This window comes from Streptomyces sp. NPDC107521 (assembly GCF_055598485.1).
The window spans coordinates 162,712-183,939 of record NZ_JBVKAT010000011.1; the positions used below are offsets into that span (position 1 = coordinate 162,712).

Sequence of the window (21,228 nt, forward strand, 5' to 3'; positions counted from 1 at the left end):
GCCCGGCGCCCGGCCCGTCCCGGCGCCCCGCCCGGCCGCCGGGGCGGGAGGCCGGGGCGGCCCCGCGCCGCGGGTGGCCGCCCGCCGGGAGCCGGGTCACCCCTCCCCGCCGCGGTCCTTCGCCGGCCAACTGCCCGTGGACCGCTGGATCGCCTTGGCGCCGGCGCGGTCCACGGCGCTGCGCACCACCGCGAGGATGGCGCCCTGCACCGCCGCGGCCACCAGGACCTCGCCCCAGCCCCGGTCCTCGTCCAGCGCGCCGGGCGCGTGGTCCTCGTGCCGGAGCAGCTTCCAGGTCCGCCGGAAGGCCAGCCCCGCCAGCGCGCCGCCCGCCCAGCCCAGGACGAATCCGAGGGGCTGGTAGACGAGGGGGAGTTTCCGCTTCGCCGTGCCCACGTGTGTCTCCTTCCGTCGTTCCCGGCGGGACGGGGCCGCTCACGGCCGGCCGGCCGCCGGGATCTCCTCGCCCGCCGGCACCGGGCCGGGCGGCGTGCCGTCGCCGAACGGCCGGCCGCCCAGCTCCTCGCGGTGGTGCGGGGCGAGCCAGCCGGCCGGGTCGGGGCCGACGGGCACGATGCCGGTCGGGTTGATGCCCGTGTGCACCCGGTAGTAGTGGCGCTTGATGTGGTCGAAGTCGACCGTGTCCCCGAATCCGGGCGTCTGGAACAGATCGCGCGCGTACGCCCACAGCACCGGGTTCTCCGCCAGCTTCCAGCGGTTGCACTTGAAGTGGCCGTGGTAGACGGCGTCGAACCGCACCAGTGTGGTGAACAGCCGGATGTCCGCCTCGGTGATCGTCTCCCCGACCAGGTACCGCTGCCGCGCCAGCCGGGGCTCCAGCAGCTCCAGGCGCCGGAAGACGCCCTCGCAGGCCGCCTCGTACTCCTCCTGGCCGGTGGCGAAGCCCGCCCGGTACACCCCGTTGTTGACGTCCTCGTAGACGCCGTCCATGACCTCGTCGATCTCGTCGCGCAGGGCGTACGGGTACAGGTCGGGGGCGCCGGGCCGGTGCAGGGCTGTCCACTCGGTCGCGAGGTCCAGGGTGATCCGCTGGTAGTCGTTGGTCACCAGCGCTCCGCTGGGCACGTCCACGACCGCCGGCACGCTCACCCCGCCGGGATACCCGGTCTCCCGACGGTCGTAGGCCTCGCTGAGGTGGCGGATGCCGAGCACCGGGTCGCGGCCGTCCGGGTCCAGGGTGAAGCGCCAGCTCCGGTCGTCCTGGATCGGGTCCGCGACCGCCAGCGAGAGGGCGTCCTCCAGCCCCAGCAGCCGCCGCGACACCAGGGAGCGGCTCGCCCACGGACAGGCACGGCTGACCACCAGGCGGTAGCGCCCCGCCTCCACCGGCCAGCCGTCCCGGCCGTCCGCGGTGATCCGGTCGGCGAAGTGGCTGCGGGACCGCTTGAACGCCTTCCTGCCGTACGCGCTGTTGCCGGGCGCCCGCCCGTCACCGCCGCTCATGGGGCCGCCTCCCTGTCATCCGCGTGTCTCCTGGAGGACGCGTTCCCCTTTTCCGGCCACCGGCACGGACCCGTCCGGACGGATCCGCCCCGGCGGGTCCGCCGGGGCGGGGACCTCCCGCGGCGCGCGGGGCCGTCCGGACCCGGTCCCGCAGGACTGCCCGGCCGACCCCCGGGGCATGGGGAGGCCCCGCCGCGACGGGGGAACGCGGCGGGGCCCGGACGTCCGGGTACCCTCCCCGCGCGGGAACACACGCACGGGGAGGGACGCGCCGGTCAGCCGCCGTCGACGGGCTCCAGCACGAGGACCGGGATCTCGCGGTCCGTCTTCTCCTGGTACTCCGCGTACGGCGGGAACGCGGCCACCGCGCGCTCCCACCAGCGGGCCTTCTCCTCACCGGTGACCTCACGGGCCGTCATGTCCCGCTTGACCGGGCCGTCCTGGAGCTCCACCAGCGGCTCGGCCGTCGCGTTGAAGTACCAGACCGGGTGCTTGGGCGCGCCGCCCTGCGAGGCCACCACGGCGTAGCTGCCGTCGTGCTCGACCCGCATCAGCGGCGTCTTGCGGATCTTTCCACTGCGCGCGCCCCGGGTGGTCAGCACGATCACGGGCATCCCCGTGTCCAGCAGCGTCGTGCCCTCGGTGCCGCCGGAGCTCTCGTACAGCTCGACCTGCTCACGCACCCACCGCGTCGGGCTGGGTTCGTACTCGCCGTCCAGAGGCATGGCTTCCGTCCCATCGTCACGTCGTACGGCCGCCACCGTCACCGGCGGCGGCCGGGTCGTCGGACCATCCATACCGCATGCCGTACCCCGGCGACCGGCACTCCCGCCATTACCCCGCGCGTCATCGCGCCGTCGGCGCACCCGGGGCACAGTCGAACCGGCCGCACCCCCGACCGCGAAGGAGCCCCGCCATGACCACCGCCACCGAGGAGACCACCCGCGCCGTGGTGGAGGAACTGCTGCGCCGGATCGCGCGCGGCGGTCCCGAGCACATCGCGGAACTGTACGACGCCTCCTGCGACTGGCTGCTGGCCTGGCCCGAGGACGAGCACGGCGGCCCCGACCTGCCCTGGCCGCGCCACCCCGGTCCCCGCACCGCCGCCGCCCACTACCGGGAGCTGGCCGCCCACCACGTCCCCGCAGCGGCGGACACCCGGATCGGGACGGTCCTCGTCGACGGCGAGGACGCCGTGGTGCTCGGCGAGATCCGGCAGACCGCCGCCCCCACCGGACGCGCCTACCGCGCCGGGGTCGCCCTGCGGCTGACCGTCCGCGACGGCCTGATCGTCCGCCACCACGTCTACGAGGACTCGCTCAGCGTGTACCGCGCCTTCACCGGCTGACGGGCCGTCCGCGTGGACCGGCGGACGGCCCGCGCGGACGGCGCACGGGACCCGGTGTCCCGCGGCCCCCGGCGGGAGGGGGCGGCCGGGAGTCGGCCTTCGAGCGCGCTCCAGCACGTACGCTCGGCCCCGGACCACCGGTCGCGAAGGCGGGAGCAGCCGAATGCAGTACGTGAAGCTCGGATCGACGGGCCTGGACGTGTCGCGGATCTGTCTGGGATGCATGACCTACGGCGTGCCCGACCGGGGCACGCACGAGTGGACCCTCGACGAGGAGGCCTCGCGCCCGCTGATCAGGCAGGCGCTGGAGGCCGGGATCACCTTCTTCGACACCGCGAACATCTACTCCGACGGCACCAGCGAGGAGATCGTCGGCAGGGCGCTGCGGGACTTCGCCTCCCGGGACGAGATCGTGCTCGCCACCAAGGTGCACGGCCGGATGCGCCCGGGACCCAACGGCGCCGGTCTCTCCCGCAAGGCGATCATGACCGAGATCGACCACAGCCTGCGCCGCCTGGGCACCGACTACGTCGACCTCTACCAGATCCACCGCTTCGACCCGTACACCCCGGTCGAGGAGACCATGGAGGCGCTGCACGACCTGGTGAAGGCCGGCAAGACGCGCTACATCGGGGCCAGTTCCATGTACGCCTGGCAGTTCTCCAAGATGCAGTACACCGCCGAGCGGCACGGCTGGACGGCCTTCGCCTCCATGCAGAACCACTACAACCTCCTCTACCGCGAGGAGGAGCGCGAGATGCTGCCGCTCTGCGCCGACCGGGGCACCGGCGTCCTGCCCTGGAGCCCGCTCGCCCGGGGGCGGCTCACCCGGGACTGGGACACCGCCACCGCCCGCAGCGCCACGGACGCCTTCGGCGTGACCCTCTACCAGGAGGGCGACCGCGCCATCGTGGACGCCGTCGGACGGGTGGCGAAGGACCGGGGGGTGTCCCGCGCCCAGGTCGGCCTGGCCTGGCTGCTGGGCCGGGACACGGTCACCGCCCCGATCATCGGCGCCTCCCGGCCGGGGCATCTGGCGGACGCCGTGGCCGCCGTGGACCTGGTGCTCGACGAGGAGGAGAACGAGGCGCTGGACCGGCCCTACACCCCGCACCCGGTCTCCGGTCACTGAACCGCCGACGCGGCTTCCGGCTCCCGTCCCCGGACCGTGGCGCCCGGGGCCCGGCGCGGATCCGGGCGCCGGGCCCGGGCCACGCGCCGTGCCGCCCGCCCCGCGGGGGGCGCGTCCGCGGGGGCGCGTCCCCTGCGGTCCGGGGCGGCGCGGCGGCTCAGGGACCGGTGCCCGGCTCCAGCACCGTCAGGGCCACCGACGAGGCGTTGCCGCCCACCGGGACCTCCCCCGCGGTCCACGCCACCCGGAGGGAGTCCCGCTCGTCGGGCGGGGTCACCAGCAGCGCCGCCGGGGTCGCCGTTCGGGCCTCGGTGATCTCCGGGCTGGAGAAGGACAGCCCCGCCCAGGCGCTGCGGCCCGGTGCCAGCGAGAGGGCCCGGGGCGATCCGGCGGTGCGCCGGGGGTCGGGACCGAGCTGCTTGCCGGCCGTGTCCACGAAGGCGGCGCCCGGATAGCCGCGCAGCGTGCAGGTGTGCCCGGAGGCGTTGGTGAGCACGACCGGGAAGTTGCGCTGGCCGGCGCCCGGATCGTCCCGGCCGACGGAGGCGCGCAGTTCGGAGGTGTGGCAGCGGGTCGAGGCCACCGGCGAACCGGCGCCGTCGCGGGGCGGGGAGGTGCCCGGCGAGGTGCTCCCGGCGCCGCCCTCGTCGCCGGGGGTGCTCTCCGCGCCCGGCGGGTCCGCGGTGCCGGAGGCGGTTCCGGCGGCCGAGGGCGCCGAGGGTGCCGTGTCCGAGGACCGGCTCGCGCTCGCCGCGCCGTCCTCCGCGCCGCACGCGGTCAGCAGCCCGAACACGACCAGCGCGCCCACCAGGACCGCCGCCCGGCGCGGCGGCCTCGGTCCCGGGCCCGGCGCGGGGACCCGCCCGGCACCGTCGCCCGAAGCGGGGGGACCGGCCGGGGCCGCGGCGTCCGCCGTGCCGCCAGAGATCACCGACGCCCCGCGGCCGCCCCCGCCGCGCGCCCGCGCGCCCGTCGCTCCGCGCGGCCCGGCCCGCAGGCCCCGCCCCGCTCCGCCGCTCCGGTCCGCACGCCGGTCCCTGGTCGCCATGGCTCCTCCGCCCTCCCGCACGTCGTCGTACGGGCGCCCGGTCCTCGCGGGGACCGCACACCCTGCTGAGACGAGTGTCCCGGCGCGGGGGCGCGGAAACGGGGGTTCACCCCTCGTCCAACAGTCCCAGTTCCGCCCAGATCGTCTTGCCCTCGGTGGTGTGCCTGCTGCCCCAGCGCTGGGTGAGCTGGGCGACCAGCAGCAGACCGCGCCCGCCCTCGTCCCAGGTCCTGGCCCGGCGCAGATGCGGGGCGGTGTGGCTGGAGTCGGAGACCTCGCAGATCAGGATCGTCCCGTCGTGGATCAGTCGCAGCCGGATCGGCGGCGCGCCGTACCGGATGGCGTTGGTGACCAGCTCGCTGACGACCAGTTCGGCGGTGAACGACGCCTCAGTCAGCCGCCAGGCGGCCAGCCGGTCGACGGCCTGCTTGCGGACGGGCGCCACCAGCGCCGGATCGGCGGGGATGTCCCAGGCTGCCACCCGGTCCGGCGGCAGCCCCCGGGTCCGCGCCAGCAGCAGGGCCACGTCGTCGGCCGCGCCGCCGGTCGGCAGCAGGGCGTCCATCACCCGGTCGCAGGCGGCGTCCAGCGAGTCGGTCCCGGCCGCCAGCGCCTCGACCAGCAGCGTCCGCCCGGCGTCGGCGTCCCGCTCCCGGCTCTCCACCAGACCGTCGGTGAAGAAGGCGAGGACACTGCCCTCGGCCAGCTCCAGTTCGGTCGACTCGAAGGGCAGCCCGCCCACGCCCAGCGGCGGACCCGAGGGCAGCTCGACGGTCCGGGGCGGACCGTCCGGCGGGATCAGCACCGGCGGCGGATGCCCGGCCCGCGCCATCGCGCAGCGCCGCGACACCGGGTCGTACACCGCGTACAGGCAGGTCGCGCCGACCTCGCCCGCGCCGTCGTCGCCGGACTCGTCGGACAGCCGGACGACCAGGTCGTCGAGGTGGGTCAGCAACTCGTCGGGGGTGAGGTCGATGTCGGCCAGGGTGCGCACGGCGGTGCGCAGCCGCCCCATGGTGGCCGAGGCCTGGATGCCGTGGCCGACCACGTCGCCGACGACCATGGCGACCCGCATCCCGGACAGCGGGACCACGTCGAACCAGTCACCGCCCACGCCGGAGCGCGCCGCCGGGAGGTAGCGGGAGGCCGCCTGCACCGCGGCCGTCGGCGGCAGCCGCCGGGGCAGCAGGCTGCGCTGCAGGGCCAGGGTGGTCTCCCGCTCCCTGGAGTAGCGGCGGGCGTTGTCGACGCAGACGGCGGCGCGGGCGCTGACCTCCTCGGCCAGCAGCACGTCGTCGTGGGTGAACGCGAAGGGGCGCCGGAACCGGCTGAAGACCGCCACGCCGAGCGTGGTCCCCCGGGCCTGGAGGGGCACGCACAGCATCGAGTGGACGCCGTACTCCATGAACCGGCGCACCCGCTGCGGGTCCTCCTCCCGCCACCGTTCGAAGGGGGCGGAGGGCACCTCGGTCACGATGGCGTGCCCGGCGGCCAGGCACTCCGCCTGGGGCGAGGCGGCCGGGAAGTGGTGCAGGTGCCCCGGCTCGGTGAGGGCCTCGGGGCAGCCCGGGTTCACCGACTGGTGCGCGGTGCGGCGCAGGGCGACCGGCGGCGCGGACGCCGGGGCGGGATCGGCGCCGGGCTCCTGCTGGTCGAGCAGCTCCACGCTGACGAAGTCCGCGAGCGTCGGCACACAGACGTCGGCCAGCTCCTGCGCGGTGCGGGTGACGTCGAGGGTGCTGCCGATGCGCACGCTCGCCTCGTTGACCAACTGGAGCCGCTCGCGGGCCAGATGCTGCTCGGTGAAGTCGTGGGCGCTGACGCAGACGCCCCGCACCCGGCCGTCCGCGTCGGTGAGCGGCGCGATCCGGGCCAGCCACGCGTGGGCGCGGCTCTCGCCGGGTGCCTTGAAGTGCGTGTGCATGTCGTAGCGGTGGCCGGTGGCGAGCACCCGCGTCATGTGGGCCTCCAGCTCCACCGTCTGCGGGCGGCTGCCCAGATCGGTGGGGCGCAGCCCCCGGACGAGGTCCGGGGGGAGCCCGACCAGATCGGCCATCGCGTTGTTGACGCCGCGCAGCCGCAACTGGTCGTCGACGATGAGCGTCGCGCAGGGGGACTGCGTCAGGGCCGCCCTGACCAGCGGGTCGTCGGGCTGTTCGGGGCCGCGCTCCAGGGGGGTGACGACCAGCCAGGGGCCCGGTCCGCCGCCCGTAGGCGGCCTGCGGTGGGCCAGCGCCCGCACGCGCACGGTGTGCCCGTCCCGGTGGCGCAGCGCGAGCGTGCCCTGCCAGTGCCGCTCGCCGGGCCCGGGGAGGCGCTCGGTGGCCGCTCCGGCGAGCAGATCGGCCGCGGGGCGTCCGACGACGGCGGCGGCCGGGTGGCCCAGCAGCCGGCGCGCGCCCTCGTTCCACTCCCGCAGCGTCCCGGAGCTGTCGACGAGGACGCGGGCGGTAGCGGCATCGTCGGACGGGTTGACCGGACTCATCGTCGCCACTCCATTGCGCACACTCGCAGCGATCAGGCGCGTCGCTGGGGGGCCAGCCTAGTGCGTCCCGGCCCGTGGCGGACCCGTATCGCGGTGGCTCCGGCCGCCCCGCCGCACGGTCACCGCCCGGCGGGGCGGAAGGGGACATCCGTTCCCGTTCCGTCCCGGCGCTCGCGTCCCGCCGGGACGGGTCACCGGGGAGGGTGCCGGTGCGGCCGGGCGTGACGCCGCGCGTTCCTCCCGGGCCGCCCCCGCCCGCCGGGAGCTGCGGGACGGCGGCTGGCTGCGGCGTCCCGCGGCTCCCGGCGCGCGGGGGCGGGCCCGGCTCCGGTGTCCCGCCGGCTTCCTCTCGGCGCGGGGCGGTCCCGGGATGGCGTCGCCCGGTGCCACCGCGTCGACGGCATCCGGCCGGGCGCCCCGCCGGACACCCGCCCCGCCGGACACCCGCCGCCCGGAACACGGCACCCGCCCGCCCGGCCTCCTCCGCGACCGGGCGGGCCGGGAGGGTCGGCCGGGCCGGGGGCCGACCGGGACGGACGGAGCCGGTCCGTGCCGGGCGCACCCCCACGCTCCCGGCGCCCGCCCTGTCCCGGCCGCCCCCGAACTTCTCGCGGTACCGCTGACGCACCGCTTTGAGCTGGGGCTATTTACGGTTCAGTACCCGAGCGGTACCGTGGGGCCATGCCAGCTCTGAACGTGGAGTTCAGCGACCGCGAACTTGAGGACCTGCGGCAGATCGCCAAGGAGCGCGGTACGTCGATGAAGGCCCTCGTGCGGGCGGCCGCCGCCGCCGACATAGCCCGGCACCGGGCGCTCCAGGAGGGTGCGGAGGCGTTCCGCCAGTTCTTCTCGGCCCACGCCGACGAGTTCGCCGCCGCCTTCCCCGACGACGAACCGCCCTCCCGGGGCGAGGGGCGGGCCGCCTGACCCATGACCCCCGCCCCCGCCCTGCACATCGACGTCCCCTGGCTGCTCCAGCGCCACGAGGAGGTGCTCCCGGAGCAGCCCACCATCAACGACTTCTCCGCGCTGGTCGCCGCCGTCGCCCGGCACCGCGTCGACCCGCCCCGCCTCGGTGTCAACTCCGACTCCGCCTGGCGGGCCGCGGCCCTGCTGCACACCCTCGCCGTGCTCCGGCCGCTGCCCTCCGCCAACGCCCGGTTCGCCTGCGCCACGGCCGTGGCGTACATGTACGCCAGCGGCGCCGGGATCGATCCGCCCTACGGCGCCCTCGTCGATCTCGCGCGCGACCTCATGGCCGGCGACACCGATGTCTACGGCGCCGCCGACCGGCTGCGCTCCTGGCAGATCTGACCGGGGCCGGGGGTGCCGCCATCCGGGCGGCGCCCCCGGCGGCCCCCGCCGTCGCCGCACAACGCCGCGGAGGCGGGCGGGGGCGGCGTCAGGGGTGTGTTTCCGGCCCATTGCCGAACGCATGGATCACGCCATTCCGCTGGTCGGCGCGCCCGTCGGGCACCGGGTTACGGGCTTGATGTGTTCGGAGTCCGTGACTTCCCGCCACTGCTTGAATACGCAAGGTTACCGAAAGTGGTGGGGTGGGGGTGAGTTTCGGCGGCCGACTCGGCAGACTCGCCTTCGCCAGCCCGGCGCTCCCACGGGGCCGGGACCTGGCATGCCCTCGACCGAGCGGAAGGACGCGCACGATGGGGAACACCGCGTGCCGGACCGTGGCTCCCGGGCCGGGCGGTACCACCGCCGGGCACGGACCCGGTGACATCCTTCCGCGCCTCCCCGGTCACCGCCTCCGCGTCGCGCCGCGCCCCCTCGGGGCGCCCGCGCGCGGTGGCGCGGCGCGGCCCGCCGGACGCCCGGCGTCCGGTGCCGCCGCCCAGGACCGGTACCGGGGGCGCGGGCCCGCCGGGGGCGTCCGTACCCAGGGGCGTGCCGCGCACGGGCGCGCCCCCTTCGACGAGTGCGTGAGATCCGCCCGCGGTGCGAGCGGCCCCACGTACTGAAGGGCCGGGGCCGTCGCGGTCCGTGCGGTGTGATCCGGTGGCTCGTCGCTGGGGAGTGCGAGCCACCGCCGTACGGCAGCGCGGTTCCGCACCGGGGGCGGCGGGCGGAGTGGGGCCGCCCGCCGCCCCCGGAATCACGTTCACCGGCCGCCGTCGGCCGGACCGCCGTCGACGCGGTGACCGCCGCCGTCCCGCCGCGACCGCCGCCGTCGTCAGGCCCCGGGATTCCCGTCACCGCCGCGACCGGCACGGTCCCGCCCGGGAGGCCCGTCCCCGCCGCGACCGCGGCCGCCGTCCGGCCCGGGGTCCCCGTCCCCGCCGGGACGCCTCCGGGCACCGGGCCCCTCGCCGTCCGGGTCGTCGCCGTCGTCGCCGGGTCCACCGCCGGGGCCGTCGTCGCGGGGCCCGCCGGACGGCGACCGGGTGCGGTGGCTGGTGTCGCACCAGGGGAAGCGGCGACTGCGCCGGCAGGTGCACAGGGCCACCCGGACCCGGTCGGAGCGGACCACCGCCCCGTCCTCCAGCTCGACCTCCACCGGGCCCTCCACCAGCAGTGGGCCCCGGCGGCGGGCCACGATCCTGCGGGGCTCCTCAGAGCGGGAGTTCGGCACGGACCACCACCAGCTCCTCCTCCGTCCCGGCCCGCGGCAGCAGCCCGCGCTGCCGCAGCCAGCCCTCCCGGCCGCGCACCACCGGACCGAACGCGATCCTGCGCCGCCGGGTCACCGCCGCCTTCAGTCCCGCCTCGCACAGCAGCCCCACGGTCCGTCCCGGGTCGCTCAGCGACGACTGCACCAGCAGCAGCACACCGCCGGGCCGCAGCAGCGCCGGCGCCTCGCGGCAGATCCGGTCCAGCACCAGGCGCCCGTCGTGCCCCGCGTCCCAGGCGCGGGCCGCGCCGCGCGGACGCCGGGCGCCGCCGTCGGGCGCGGGGACGTACGGCGGATTGGCCAGCACCAGGTCGAACCACTCGCCCCGCACCGGCGCGAACAGGTTGCCGCGCCGCACCCGGACCCGCAGCCCGGCCCGCCCCGCGTTGACCCTGGCGGCCCACACCGCCCGCCGCGACAGGTCCACCGCGGTCACCCGGGCGCCCCGCCGGGCCGCCGCCAGGGCCAGCGCCCCGGAGCCGGTCCCCACGTCGAGAACGGACGCGCCGGACGGCAGCGGCTCCTCGGACAGGGCCCCGGCCAGCAGGGCGGTGTCCTCCTGGGGGGCGTAGACCCCCGGCAGCACCAAGAAGTTCACCGGCCCCAGGTACCCCCGCCGCCGCGGAGTAGCCTCACGGCCCCTCGGACGGACCGGACACGGGACCGTCCCCGGGCAGCGGGGTCCGCAGCGACGAGCGGCCCGCGCGCCAGTCGGCCAGCAGCCGCGCCCCGAAGCGGTCCTCCAGATGACCGGTGGCGTCCAGCCCGAACACCACGTCCGGCGCCAGCCACGGCTCCTCGTCCAGCAGACCGCCGATCACCTCGTGCCGCACGATCTGCTCGTGCACCGCGTCGGCTTCCACGTGCTCGTCGTAGAAGCGCTCGGCGGCGGGGCCCGCTCCGGTGCGGCGCATCGCCCGCGCGAGCCGCCGGGAACCGGGCGACGAGGTGATCTCCACCGCCGCGAAGTGTCCGACCAGGGCGCCGCGCAGGGAGCGGTGCAGCCCGCACAGGGACATCAGGTTCACCGTGGCCAGGCACTCCGCGGAGGCCGCGTCCAGGTACCGCCCGTACGCCGGGTCCAGGTCCAGGTCCGCCATCAGCTCCGCGAACAGCCGGGCGTGCACCCGCTCGGCCCGGCCCCCGCCGTACTCGTCGAACTCCACCGCCGCCATCCCGGCCTTCGCCCGGCCCCGCAGCCGGGGCAGCACCCAGGCGTGCGGATCGGCCTCCTTGAGGTGGTACAGCGACCGCTGGGCCGCGTACTCCCGCACCTGCCACCGCTCGCCCCCGTCGCTCAGGAAGCGGCTGACGCCGGTGCCGTCGGCGGGCTCCGTCAGGAGATCGCCGACCGCGTCAGCCACCTCCCCGTGCACCCGCACGTCGGCCCGCAGCGCGGACAGGAACCGGTCCTCCAGCGCCGCCCGGAACAGCAGCAGCGCCGGGTCCCACTCCAGGGCGGGGGCGACCCCGGCGAATCCCCGGTAGTGCGGCTCGTAGCACAGGTACAAGGCGAGCTGGAGGTCGTCGCCGTAGGCCGGGGCGGCGCCGACGGTACCGGGCGCCGGGGGCAGGCCCGTGCCGAGCAGATACGCGGCAACGGCCGCCGAGAGCGGGCCCCGGGGCGTGGGCAGCGGTGGTCCTTCGCGCTCGATGTCCATGCCGCCGCGAGTACCCGGCCGTCCCGCGCCCGCACCCGCGCCCCCGGGAGCCCGGCCCCGCGCGGGCGCGGGTGTTTCGGCGGGGGAGCGCCGGGGACCCGCCCCGCGAGGTCACCCGGACACGGAAGGAAGATGATGCCTCGTGACCGCGGACTCCCGTGACACGCCCGCCGCCCGTCCGCCCGAGTCGGGCTGGTCCAAGGCCCGCCATCCGCGCGACCGGGGTGCCCCGCGCACCTGGGTGCCTGCCGTCGACGACGGCGACGCCCCGCGTGCCCGGCGCCGCGGCGCGGAGTCGCACATCGTGAGGGGCGAGGACTGAGCCGCCCCGCGCGCGGGGGCACGGGCGGGTCCCGGTCCCGAAACCGGCGCCCGCCCCGTGCCCCCGCTCCCGCCGCACACTCGGGCTCCCCGGGGCCCGGGTCGGCGGGACATCCCACCGGCCCCCGGAGGTCGATGCGGCGGAACATCCCGTACGGCCTCCGAGAGGACGGCGCGGATCGTGACCGACCCCGTCCGCGGCATGCCCGCCGGGGCCCGGTCGTCCCCCGGCGCTCTCGGCCCCGCGCGACGACGGTGACCGGACCGTGCCCCGTCGTTCCCCCGGCGCCGTTCCGCCCGTCGCTACGCTGCCCCCGTGCGGCTGCTGCTGATGTCCGACCCCCCTGTGCCCGCCCGCGCCCGGCACCTGCCCGCCCCGCTGCCGGCGGAGGTGGACCGCGCGGGCGTCGTCGTCCACGCCGGGGACCGGGTGGACACCACCCTCCTGACCTGCTGGAGCGCCGCGGCCGGGCCCTCGTCGCCCTGTGCGGCAACAACGACGGCCCCGGGTCGCGGGCCAGGCTCCCCGAGGTGCCCCGCGCCGACCTCGACGGTCCGCGCCCCGGGGTGGTCCACGAGACCGGCGCCGCCCGGGGCCGCGAGGCACGCTGCGCCGCTCGCTTCCCCGGCCCGGACGTCCTGGTCCCCGGGCACAGCCACATCCCCCGGGACACCACGGCCCCGGGCGGGCCGCGGCCGCTCAACCCCGGTTCCCCGACCGCCGCCGCCGGCCGCACCCACACGTACACGACGGCCGCCGCCGACGGCGGGCGGCTGCGGGACGTCGTCCCGCACCGGCTGCCGCCCCGGACGTAGCCCGGGGGAGGGCGGGACGCCACTGCCCGCGGACGGGAAGGGGCGGGCCGGGCGGGGGCTATTCGTCCCAGGCCTGGATCATGGTCTGCTCGGTGATCTTCCCGTCCCGCAGCGTCATCATCGACTCCGCCAGGACCCTGACCCCGTCCGGGTACTCGCAGGACTCGCTGTAGGCGACCCGGTCGCCCTGCACGACGCACTCTTCCAGCCGGTGGGTCATGTCCCGGCCGTACACGTCGTCGAGCATCGCCGCGATCTCGTCGTGGCCCCGCAGGACCTTGGGGCTGCTGGGCTGGGTGGAGCGGTCCACGACGCGGATCTCGGCGTCGTCCGCGTACAGCGACAGCAGATCCGCCGCCGTCCTGCCCTCGATGCCCCGGCGCAGCGCCTCGGTGTCGAACGCGGGGGCTGTGGTGGTGTCCATGACGACCTCCTCCAAGGCCGCGGCCCGGAGGGAGTCGGGCCGTCGACGGCCTCTCCTTCGAGGCTCCTACGCTCCGGCGCCCGCGGCAAGGCCGGTCCCGGAACTCCTCCTGACGAGTGACCCCCGGTGGCCGCCCGTGTCCGCCACCGGCCGCCCCGCGTTGCCGGAGCATGATCTCAACACGACGCATCGCAGTCGCCGTCGGTCTCGCCGCCGGTGTCACCGGCCTCGTCGCCCCGATGGCGAACGCGGCCGGGGGAGCGGCGGCCGGCGGCGGGCTCAGCCCGATGCGGGCCCTCGACTCGCTCGCCATGGGCGACCTGCCCGCCGAGGGGCGGGCCCAGCTCCCCCGCCCCTCCGCCCAGCTCCACCGGCTCAACGACGTCAACCAGCTCCGGCAGGTCACCGGCCTGGTCTCGCCGGTGTTCGGTGTCGTCCCCGCCGTCGGGACCTGACCCCCGCCACACCCCGGCGGAGCGGGGCGGGGGCGCCGCGGGCGTGTCCCCGCCCCCTCCCCGGCCCGGCGGCGATCACGTGCGCGTAGGGTCGGGAGGAACGTTCCGTGGCGGAAGATAGGGGCCAGCACCATGGCGCAGGAAGTACGCGGCGTGATCGCACCGGGCAAGGACGAACCGGTGCGCGTCGAGACGATCGTCGTCCCCGACCCGGGACCGGGCGAGGCCGTGGTGCGCGTCCAGGCCTGCGGGGTGTGCCACACCGACCTGCACTACAAGCAGGGCGGCATCAGCGACGACTTCCCCTTCCTGCTCGGCCACGAGGCCGCGGGCGTCGTGGAGTCCGTCGGCGAGGGCGTCACCGACGTGGCCCCCGGCGACTTCGTGATCCTCAACTGGCGCGCGGTGTGCGGCACGTGCCGGGCCTGTCTGCGCGGACGCCCCTGGTACTGCTTCGACACCCACAACGCCCGGCAGCGGATGACCCTCGCCTCCACCGGGCAGGAGCTGTCCCCGGCCCTCGGTATCGGCGCCTTCGCGGAGAAGACCCTGGTCGCCGCCGGGCAGTGCACCAAGGTCGACCCGGCCGTCTCCCCGCAGGTCGCCGGGTTGCTGGGCTGCGGTGTGATGGCCGGCATCGGCGCCGCGATCAACACCGGTGAGGTCGGGCGCGGCGACAGCGTCGCCGTCATCGGCTGCGGTGGGGTGGGCGACGCGGCCATCGCCGGTTCGCGCCTGGCCGGGGCGTCCCGGATCATCGCCGTGGACATCGACGACCGCAAGCTGGAGACCGCCCGCGCCATGGGCGCCACCCACACCGTCAACTCCCGCACCGCCGACCCGGTCGAGGCGATCCGCGAGCTGACCGGCGGCTTCGGCGCCGACGTCGTCATCGACGCGGTGGGCCGCCCGGAGACGTACCGCCAGGCGTTCTACGCCCGCGACCTGGCCGGGACCGTCGTCCTGGTCGGGGTGCCCACCCCCGAGATGAAGCTCGAACTGCCGCTGCTGGACTTCTTCGGCCGCGGCGGCTCCCTCAAGTCCTCCTGGTACGGCGACTGCCTGCCCTCCCGGGACTTCCCCATGCTGATCGACCTGCACCTCCAGGGCCGCCTGGACCTGGGCGCGTTCGTCAGCGAGACCATCCGGCTCGACGGGATCGAGCAGGCCTTCGAGCGGATGCACGCGGGCGACGTCCTGCGCTCGGTGGTGGTGCTGTGATGTCCGCCCGTATCGAACGCGTCGTCACCTCCGGGCAGTTCAGCCTCGACGGAGGGACCTGGGACGTCGACAACAACGTCTGGCTCGTCGGCGACGACCACGAGGTCGTCGTCATCGACGCCGCCCATGACGCCGACGCCATCGCGGAGGCCGTCGGGGACCGCAGGCTGACCGCCATCGTGTGCACCCACGCCCACAACGACCATGTGAACGCGGCCCCCGCCCTCGCGGACCGCACCGGCGCCCTGATCTGGCTGCACCCCGACGACCTGCCGCTCTGGAAGCTGACCCACCCCGACCGCGACCCCGACGCCTGGCTGGCCGACGGGCAGGTCATCGAGGCGGCCGGGGCCGACCTCACCGTCCTGCACACCCCCGGGCACGCCCCCGGCGCCGTCTGCCTGTACGACCCGGGCCTCGGCACCGTCTTCACCGGTGACACCCTCTTCCAGGGCGGTCCGGGAGCCACCGGGCGCTCCTACTCGCACTTCCCGACGATCATCGAGTCGATCCGGGGCAAGCTGCTCACCCTGCCGCCCGCGACCGTCGTCCGCACCGGCCACGGCGACTCCACCACCATCGGCGCCGAGGCCCCGCACCTGGACGAGTGGATCGGCCGGGGCGGCGGCTGACGGACAGCGCCCGAATACCGCCCCGGACTGCTGACCGGCGGCCGACGACGCACTACGGTCGGCCCATGACGCACACCAAGCGGTTCGAGGGACACGGCATTCTCATCACCGGCGCCGCGCGCGGCATCGGTGCCGCCACCGCGAGACGGCTCGCGGAGGAGGGGGCGGGAGTGCTGGTGACCGACGTGGACCCGCCGGCGGCCGAGAGGACCGCGGCGGGTCTGCGCGAGCGGGGGCTGAACGCCGAGGCGTTCCCCTGCGACGTGGCCGACCGGGCCTCCGTCGAGGCCGCCGTGGACCGGGCCGTGGACGTCTTCGGAAGCCTCGACGTCCTGGTCAACAACGCCTACTCCTGCTCCCGGGACGCCTCGCTCTTCGAGGACGACGCGGACGAGACCTGGGCGCGCGACCTCGACATCACCCTCACCGGGGCCTACCGCTGCTCCCGCGCCGCCCTTCCCCACCTGGCCGCCTCCGGCCGCGGCGCCATCGTGAGCATCGGCTCCGTCAACGGCATCCAGGACTTCGGCAACCACGCCTACAGCGCCGCCAAGGCGGGTCTGGCCTCGCTGACCCGCACCCTCGCCGGGCACGGGGGGCCGCGCGGGGTGCGGGCCAACCTGGTGGCGCCGGGCACCGTGCGCACCACGGCCTGGGAGGGACGGGACGCCGACCTGGAGGCGCTGCGCCCCCGCTACCCGCTGGGCAGGATCGGGGAGCCCGAGGACATCGCGGCGGCCGTCGCCTTCCTCGCCTCCCGCGACGCCGCCTGGGTCACCGGCACCACCCTGGTCGTCGACGGCGGCCTGACCTCGGTGAACACCGGATTCCGGCAGACCCTCGGCGAGGTGGCCGGGGCCCGCTGACGGCCCCCGTGCCCGGCACGGAGGTCACCGTTCGGTCGCGGTGGGCCGGTGAGGGCAACCGAAGCCGCCGCGCACCGGTCTACCAGGCGGACCCGCACCACGGCGGGCCCGCCCATCCTTCGACCGCGAAAGGCTGACCGGCCATGGGGGACATACGCCGACGGGGAACCGTCGTACTCGGGGTCACCGCGCTGGTGGCACCGCTCACCATCGCGCTGGGCAGCACGCCGGCCCAGGCCGCGAGCTGCACCACACAGACCGGCCCCTACCAGAAGAAGGTGGAGAAGTTCCTGGGCCGCCCGGTCGACGGCAAGCAGTCCGCCGCCGACTGCAAGGCGATCCGCGCCTTCCAGAGCAAGCACGGCATCACCCCGACCATCGGCTACGCCGGTCCCGTCACCTGGGGGGCGATGGACCTGATGACGAAGCAGAAGGCCGTCGGCAAGAACCCCAACAAGGCGGGCAAGTGCCCCGTCAACAAGGGCCGCATCGCCTGTGTGAACCTCACCCTCCAGCTCAGCTGGATCCAGGACGGCAAGAAGCTCGTGTACGGGCCCGTCCCGGTGCGCACCGGCCGCGACGGCTACGAGACCCGCACCGGCCTGAAGAAGATCTACTGGCGGAACATCGACCACGTCTCGACGATCTACAACGTGCCGATGCCCTACAGCCAGTTCTTCGACGGCGGCCAGGCCTTCCACTCGGCCGGGGTCAGCATGTGGAACCCGCCGGGCTCGCACGGCTGCGTCAACATGACCAAGGCGGACGCCAAGAAGTACTGGTCCCTGCTGAAGAACGGCGACGACGTCTACGTGTACGGCCGCAAGCCGGGCACCTGACCCCCGCACCGCCCGCCGGGAGAACACGTTCCGGAAACGAACTCACCGGTGGACCTTGACAGATGAGAAGATCGACGTGACCAGGGACACGGTCCACTATGTCCGGTTCCGGCGTGATTGCTCACAGCGCCTTCACGCCGGGCACCGTATGCTTCACACCATGTCCACCACTGTTGAGCCTTCCTCCGAGCGATCGGCTGACGAGGTCAACGAGGAGATCCGGGCCCTGTGGCTCCGGTCGGGCGGGACACTGAGCGTCGAGCAGCGCGCGGAGTACCAGCGGCTCGTCATGGAGTGGGCCACCGCGGCCCCGGAGCGGAAGACCGCCGCCTGACGGGCCCGGCCCTCCCGGCGCTCGGGCCCCACCCGCACCGCCGCCCTCCTCACGACCCCGCGGCCCACGGCCCCCCGCCGAGCCCCGTCCGCCGGACCCCGCGCCGGCCGCCGGAACACCCCGCCCGCCCCGTTTTCCGGACCCGGTCCCGCCGCCTATCTTGGGCCCCATGACCAGGACTTCGCAGGACCCCGCCGGCGAACCCGACCCCCTGCGCGCGCTCGGCCTCGACCGGCTGCGCCGCCGCACCAGCATGAAGTGGCGCACCTACCCCGAGGACGTGCTGCCGCTGTGGGTGGCCGAGATGGACGTGCCGCTCGCCCGCCCCGTCGTCCGCGCCGTCACCGAGGCCCTGGAGCTCGGCGACACCGGTTACGCCGCCGGGACCGCCTACGCCGAGGCCCTGGCCGGGTTCGCCCGGCGGCGCTGGGGCTGGGAGGGCCCCGCCGTGGAGCGCGTCGCGCTGGTGCCCGACGTGATGCTCGGCGTCGTCGAGATGCTCAAGCTGGTCACCGGACCCGGCGACCCGGTGATCGTCAACCCCCCGGTCTACCCGCCGTTCCACCAGTTCGTCGCGCACATGGACCGGCGCGTGGTCGAGGCCCCGCTCGGCGGCGACCTGCGGCTCGACCTCGATGTACTGGAGGACGCCTTCCGCCGGTCGGCGAAGGGGGGCGGCCGGGTCGCCTACCTGCTGTGCAGCCCGCACAACCCCACCGGCACCGTGCACACCGCCGGGGAGCTGGCCGCCGTCGCCGCCCTCGCGGAGCGCCACGGCGTCCGGGTCGTCGCCGACGAGATCCACGCCCCCGTCGTCACCGGAGGGGCCCGGTTCGTCCCGTACCTCACCGTGCCCGGAGCCGACCGCGGCCTTGCGCTGGCCTCCGCCTCCAAGGGCTGGAACCTGGCGGGGCTGAAGGCGGCGCTCGCCTGCGCCGGTCCGGGAGCGGCGGCCGACCTGGCCCGGATGCCGGAGGAGGTCGGCCACGGGGCGAGCCATGTCGGCGTCATCGCCCACACCGCCGCCCTGCGCGACGGCACCGCGTGGCTCGACGCCCTGCTGCCCGGACTGGAGGGGAACCGCCGGCTGCTCACCTCCCTCCTGGCCGAGCACCTGCCGGGCGTCGTCCACCACCCGGGCGAGGCCACCTGTCTGGCCTGGCTCGACTGCCGCGCCCTGGGCCTGGGCGACGACCCCGCCCGGGTCTTCCTGGACCGGGGGCGGGTGGCGGTGAACTCGGGCCTCCCCTTCGGCAGCGGGGGAGCGGGGCACGTCCGGTTCAACCTGGCCACCTCGCCCGAGGTGATCGAGGAGGCCGTCCGCCGCATGGCGTCGGCCCTGCCCTGAGGCCTAGCCGAGGCCGCGCCGTGGCCGTCCCGAGGCGGCGGGGCCGCGTCCACGGGGCGTCATCGGGCCGGGAACCGCCCTGCGCGCCGGGACACAGCCCCTAGACTGCCCCACCATGGACGACGACGCCACGCTCGGCCGGCTCGGCTCGGGCAAGTACCTGCTGGTCACCAGTTACCGCAAGAACGGCACCACGGTCGCCACCCCGGTCTGGGTGGTCCGGGACGGGCGGACGCTCGGCGTCTGGACGCGCGCCGACTCCTGGAAGGTCAAGCGCATCCGCAAGCGGCCGGACGTCCTGGTCGCCCCCTGCGACGTGCGCGGCAACCCCACGGGCGACCCGGTCCCCGCGACGGCCGAGATCGGCGACGCCGCCCTCGCCGGGCGCTACCGGCGGCTGATCGTGGACAAGTACGGCGTCCTCGGCCGGCTCGCCCTCGCCGGGAGCCGGCTGCGCCGGGGGGCCCACGGCACCGTGGCCATCGCCATCACCCTCACGGCGTGAGGCCGCGCGGTCCCGGAGCGCCGCCGCTCCCGGGGCCGCCCGCCCTCGTTGTCCCGTGCGCCGGGCGGGGACGCGCCCGGTCCGGCGCGCGGACGCCGTCCGGTCCGGGGCCGGTGCGCGGCGCGCTCAGGTCCAGGGCCGGTACGGGTCGTCGGTCAACTGGAAGACCGGCTCGCCGCGTACCGGGTCCTTGGCCATGGACAGCCGTACCCGGTCCCCGCACTGAATGCCTATCAGCGGCCCCATGACCCGGCCGCGCAGCACGAAGCCCTCGGCCATCTCGACCAGCGAGACGTTGCGCGCGGAGGGCGTGTTGCGGTTCACCACCGTGGAGTGCCGCACCGTGCCCAGGCCCTCGCTGCGCTCCGTGCGCAGGTCGCTGCCGCGACAGGCCGGGCACAGCACCCGGTGGTAGACGGCGGTGCCGCACCAGGTGCAGCGCTGGAAGAACACGGCGTCCGGGGCGGTGGTGTCGAGGACTCCCGTCGTGGAGCCGGGTGTCCGCTGAACGACGCTCCCTGAGAGGTGCTGCACGCTGCTCAACTCCCTGCACTCGGGCCGGAATCCACGCGCGGGGTGTCGCGGGCACGCGAAGGCGCGGTGCGCGGCCATCCGCACGGCCCACAGGCTATGGCACTCAGTGCCAGGCGTAAAGGCACTCCGTACCGCGGATTTCGGCCGTCCGCTCCCGGACCCCGGACCGTCCGCCCCCGGCGGCCCCCTCGGCAACCGCCGCCCGCGGATCTCCCGGGCTCCCCGGGGGCCTTCGGCGGGCCTTCGGCGGGCCTTCGGTTCAGGGCCGTCCGAGCGCGCTCTCGACCTCGCGGACCACCCGCCAGAGCGGTGCGCCTCGCCGGGCGACGACGACCACCACGTCCTGCGGATGGCCCTCCTGCGGGTGGCCCTCCCTCGGCGGCCCGGCGGGCCCGGGAGCGGGTGGTTGCTCGGGCGCGGGTCCGGACACCGGCCCGGCCCGGAGCGCGGCCTCCCGGGCCGGGGGCGCGGCCGTTGCCGGGAGGGCGGCCTCCCCGGCCGGGAAGGCCGCCCGCACCAGGCCGAGCGCCTCGTCCACCGCCCGGCCCGCGTCGCCCCGGCCGCCCGAACGCAGCCAGGAGCGCAGGGCGTTGTTGTGGGCGGCGACCACCGCGGCGGCGATCACGTCGGCCCGCAGCGCGCCGCCCGGGTCACCGGCGAACCGGGCGCGCAGATGGTCCGCGAGGGCGCGCTGGTAGCGCCACACCACCGACAGCTCATGGGCGCGCAGCCCCGGGACGCTCTTCGTCAGACGGTGGCGCCGCACCGAGAAGTCCGGATCGCGGGTGTACATGAGCAGTACCGACCGGGCGGCGTCGCACACCTGCCGCACCGGGTCGCCGCCCTCGGGGGAGGCGGCCAGGAAGGCCGTCATGCGGGCCAGGCACCGTTCGTGGTCGGGGAAGACCACGTCCTCCTTGGAGGGGAAGTAGCGGAAGAACGACCGCCGTCCGACTCCGGCCAGCGCCACGATGTCGTCGACGGTGGTCCGCTCGTAGCCCCGCTCCAGGAACAGCCGGAAGGCCGCCGCGACGAGGGCCTCCCGCATGGGCGGCCCCGCCTCCGCCGCGTCCCGCGCGCTCCCGCCGCGGGGCTCCGCGTTCTGGCAGCTCATGGGGGTGAACGTAGCAGCAGGAGGGCCGGGCGCGGCACTCGGTGCTGCGACCGGA

General features: G+C 76.0%; 23 protein-coding genes and 2 pseudogenes. 14 read left to right on the forward strand and 11 right to left on the reverse strand.

Annotated features, from left to right (window positions below; all coding sequences use genetic code 11):
- Positions 1–96: 96 nt before the first annotated feature.
- The 3 genes from ACZ7LB_RS18565 to ACZ7LB_RS18575 form a co-directional block, all read right to left on the reverse strand.
- Entirely contained in the window at positions 97–396 is a 300-nt protein-coding gene (locus ACZ7LB_RS18565) for a DUF4235 domain-containing protein (RefSeq protein ID WP_471469423.1), read from the reverse strand.
- A gap of 39 nt (positions 397–435) precedes the next feature.
- On the reverse strand, positions 436–1,464 hold the full coding sequence (locus tag ACZ7LB_RS18570) for a glutathione S-transferase family protein (RefSeq protein WP_471469425.1): 1,029 nt from the start codon (positions 1,462–1,464) through the stop codon (positions 436–438).
- Positions 1,465–1,739: 275 nt separating this feature from the next.
- Positions 1,740–2,189 carry a nitroreductase family deazaflavin-dependent oxidoreductase gene (locus tag ACZ7LB_RS18575; protein ID WP_471469426.1) on the reverse strand — a complete coding sequence of 150 codons (450 nt, stop codon included), beginning with the start codon at positions 2,187–2,189 and terminating at the stop codon, positions 1,740–1,742.
- A 191-nt stretch (positions 2,190–2,380) separates the two neighbouring features.
- Here ACZ7LB_RS18575 and ACZ7LB_RS18580 point away from each other — a divergent pair, with 191 nt between their 5' ends.
- Positions 2,381–2,812 carry a nuclear transport factor 2 family protein gene (locus tag ACZ7LB_RS18580; RefSeq protein WP_471469428.1) on the forward strand — a complete coding sequence of 144 codons (432 nt, stop codon included), beginning with the start codon at positions 2,381–2,383 and terminating at the stop codon, positions 2,810–2,812.
- A 163-nt stretch (positions 2,813–2,975) separates the two neighbouring features.
- On the forward strand, positions 2,976–3,944 hold the full coding sequence (locus ACZ7LB_RS18585) for an aldo/keto reductase (RefSeq protein ID WP_471469430.1): 969 nt from the start codon (positions 2,976–2,978) through the stop codon (positions 3,942–3,944).
- 157 nt (positions 3,945–4,101) lie between these two features.
- Here ACZ7LB_RS18585 and ACZ7LB_RS18590 read toward each other — a convergent pair whose 3' ends face one another.
- Both ACZ7LB_RS18590 and ACZ7LB_RS18595 read right to left on the reverse strand, forming a co-directional pair.
- Positions 4,102–4,752 (reverse strand): DUF4232 domain-containing protein, encoded by a 651-nt coding sequence (locus ACZ7LB_RS18590; protein ID WP_471469432.1) that lies wholly within the window; start codon positions 4,750–4,752, stop codon positions 4,102–4,104.
- Between the two features lie 346 nt (positions 4,753–5,098).
- Positions 5,099–7,477, reverse strand: coding sequence for a SpoIIE family protein phosphatase (locus ACZ7LB_RS18595; protein ID WP_471469433.1), 2,379 nt, complete (start codon positions 7,475–7,477; stop codon positions 5,099–5,101).
- Between the two features lie 681 nt (positions 7,478–8,158).
- Between ACZ7LB_RS18595 and ACZ7LB_RS18600 the strand changes: the two genes are divergently transcribed.
- Together ACZ7LB_RS18600 and ACZ7LB_RS18605 are read left to right on the forward strand one after the other, a co-directional pair.
- Positions 8,159–8,404 (forward strand): hypothetical protein, encoded by a 246-nt coding sequence (locus tag ACZ7LB_RS18600; RefSeq protein WP_265291885.1) that lies wholly within the window; start codon positions 8,159–8,161, stop codon positions 8,402–8,404.
- Between the two features lie 3 nt (positions 8,405–8,407).
- Positions 8,408–8,791: a toxin Doc gene (locus ACZ7LB_RS18605; protein WP_471469436.1), complete on the forward strand. Its 384-nt coding sequence runs from the start codon at positions 8,408–8,410 to the stop codon at positions 8,789–8,791.
- A gap of 1,078 nt (positions 8,792–9,869) precedes the next feature.
- Here ACZ7LB_RS18605 and ACZ7LB_RS18610 read toward each other — a convergent pair.
- The 3 genes and pseudogenes from ACZ7LB_RS18610 to ACZ7LB_RS18620 all read right to left on the reverse strand — a co-directional run.
- Positions 9,870–10,064: pseudogene (locus ACZ7LB_RS18610) on the reverse strand (CDGSH iron-sulfur domain-containing protein); the annotation flags it as partial.
- Complete coding sequence (locus ACZ7LB_RS18615) at positions 10,045–10,710, reverse strand: HemK2/MTQ2 family protein methyltransferase (protein WP_471469545.1); 666 nt, start codon at positions 10,708–10,710, stop codon at positions 10,045–10,047. The gene ACZ7LB_RS18615 and the pseudogene ACZ7LB_RS18610, both read right to left, overlap by 20 nt.
- 25 nt (positions 10,711–10,735) lie before the next feature.
- Positions 10,736–11,764: an iron-containing redox enzyme family protein gene (locus ACZ7LB_RS18620; RefSeq protein ID WP_471469438.1), complete on the reverse strand. Its 1,029-nt coding sequence runs from the start codon at positions 11,762–11,764 to the stop codon at positions 10,736–10,738.
- Between the two features lie 142 nt (positions 11,765–11,906).
- Here ACZ7LB_RS18620 and ACZ7LB_RS18625 point away from each other — a divergent pair, with 142 nt between their 5' ends.
- Together ACZ7LB_RS18625 and ACZ7LB_RS18630 are read left to right on the forward strand one after the other, a co-directional pair.
- Positions 11,907–12,086, forward strand: coding sequence for a hypothetical protein (locus ACZ7LB_RS18625; RefSeq protein WP_471469440.1), 180 nt, complete (start codon positions 11,907–11,909; stop codon positions 12,084–12,086).
- A 315-nt stretch (positions 12,087–12,401) separates the two neighbouring features.
- Positions 12,402–12,901: pseudogene (locus ACZ7LB_RS18630) on the forward strand (metallophosphoesterase family protein).
- 58 nt (positions 12,902–12,959) lie between these two features.
- Here the strand turns inward: ACZ7LB_RS18630 and ACZ7LB_RS18635 are convergent.
- Entirely contained in the window at positions 12,960–13,325 is a 366-nt protein-coding gene (locus tag ACZ7LB_RS18635) for a nuclear transport factor 2 family protein (protein ID WP_471469441.1), read from the reverse strand.
- 170 nt (positions 13,326–13,495) lie between these two features.
- Here ACZ7LB_RS18635 and ACZ7LB_RS18640 point away from each other — a divergent pair, with 170 nt between their 5' ends.
- The 8 genes from ACZ7LB_RS18640 to ACZ7LB_RS18675 all read left to right on the forward strand — a co-directional run bounded on the left by ACZ7LB_RS18640 (position 13,496) and on the right by ACZ7LB_RS18675 (position 19,525).
- Positions 13,496–13,780, forward strand: a complete 285-nt coding sequence (locus ACZ7LB_RS18640; RefSeq protein ID WP_471469443.1) for a hypothetical protein — start codon at positions 13,496–13,498, stop codon at positions 13,778–13,780.
- Between the two features lie 132 nt (positions 13,781–13,912).
- Positions 13,913–15,001, forward strand: coding sequence for an S-(hydroxymethyl)mycothiol dehydrogenase (locus ACZ7LB_RS18645; RefSeq protein ID WP_471469444.1), 1,089 nt, complete (start codon positions 13,913–13,915; stop codon positions 14,999–15,001).
- A complete protein-coding gene (locus ACZ7LB_RS18650; RefSeq protein ID WP_471469446.1) occupies positions 15,001–15,633 on the forward strand; it encodes an MBL fold metallo-hydrolase in 633 nt (210 codons plus the stop codon). Before ACZ7LB_RS18645 ends, ACZ7LB_RS18650 begins: the two co-directional genes overlap by 1 nt.
- A 65-nt stretch (positions 15,634–15,698) precedes the next feature.
- Positions 15,699–16,499 (forward strand): SDR family NAD(P)-dependent oxidoreductase, encoded by an 801-nt coding sequence (locus tag ACZ7LB_RS18655; protein ID WP_471469448.1) that lies wholly within the window; start codon positions 15,699–15,701, stop codon positions 16,497–16,499.
- A gap of 143 nt (positions 16,500–16,642) precedes the next feature.
- Positions 16,643–17,338 (forward strand): L,D-transpeptidase family protein, encoded by a 696-nt coding sequence (locus tag ACZ7LB_RS18660; protein ID WP_471469450.1) that lies wholly within the window; start codon positions 16,643–16,645, stop codon positions 17,336–17,338.
- 148 nt (positions 17,339–17,486) lie between these two features.
- Positions 17,487–17,672, forward strand: a complete 186-nt coding sequence (locus tag ACZ7LB_RS18665) for a hypothetical protein (protein WP_161224245.1) — start codon at positions 17,487–17,489, stop codon at positions 17,670–17,672.
- Positions 17,673–17,841: 169 nt separating this feature from the next.
- On the forward strand, positions 17,842–19,020 hold the full coding sequence (locus ACZ7LB_RS18670; protein ID WP_471469452.1) for a MalY/PatB family protein: 1,179 nt from the start codon (positions 17,842–17,844) through the stop codon (positions 19,018–19,020).
- 115 nt (positions 19,021–19,135) lie between these two features.
- A complete protein-coding gene (locus ACZ7LB_RS18675; protein ID WP_471469453.1) occupies positions 19,136–19,525 on the forward strand; it encodes a PPOX class F420-dependent oxidoreductase in 390 nt (129 codons plus the stop codon).
- A 126-nt stretch (positions 19,526–19,651) separates the two neighbouring features.
- Here ACZ7LB_RS18675 and ACZ7LB_RS18680 read toward each other — a convergent pair whose 3' ends face one another.
- Together ACZ7LB_RS18680 and ACZ7LB_RS18685 are read right to left on the reverse strand one after the other, a co-directional pair.
- On the reverse strand, positions 19,652–20,059 hold the full coding sequence (locus tag ACZ7LB_RS18680) for a Zn-ribbon domain-containing OB-fold protein (RefSeq protein WP_471469454.1): 408 nt from the start codon (positions 20,057–20,059) through the stop codon (positions 19,652–19,654).
- 259 nt (positions 20,060–20,318) lie between these two features.
- Positions 20,319–21,173 (reverse strand): TetR family transcriptional regulator, encoded by an 855-nt coding sequence (locus ACZ7LB_RS18685; protein ID WP_471469456.1) that lies wholly within the window; start codon positions 21,171–21,173, stop codon positions 20,319–20,321.
- Positions 21,174–21,228: the final 55 nt, after the last annotated feature.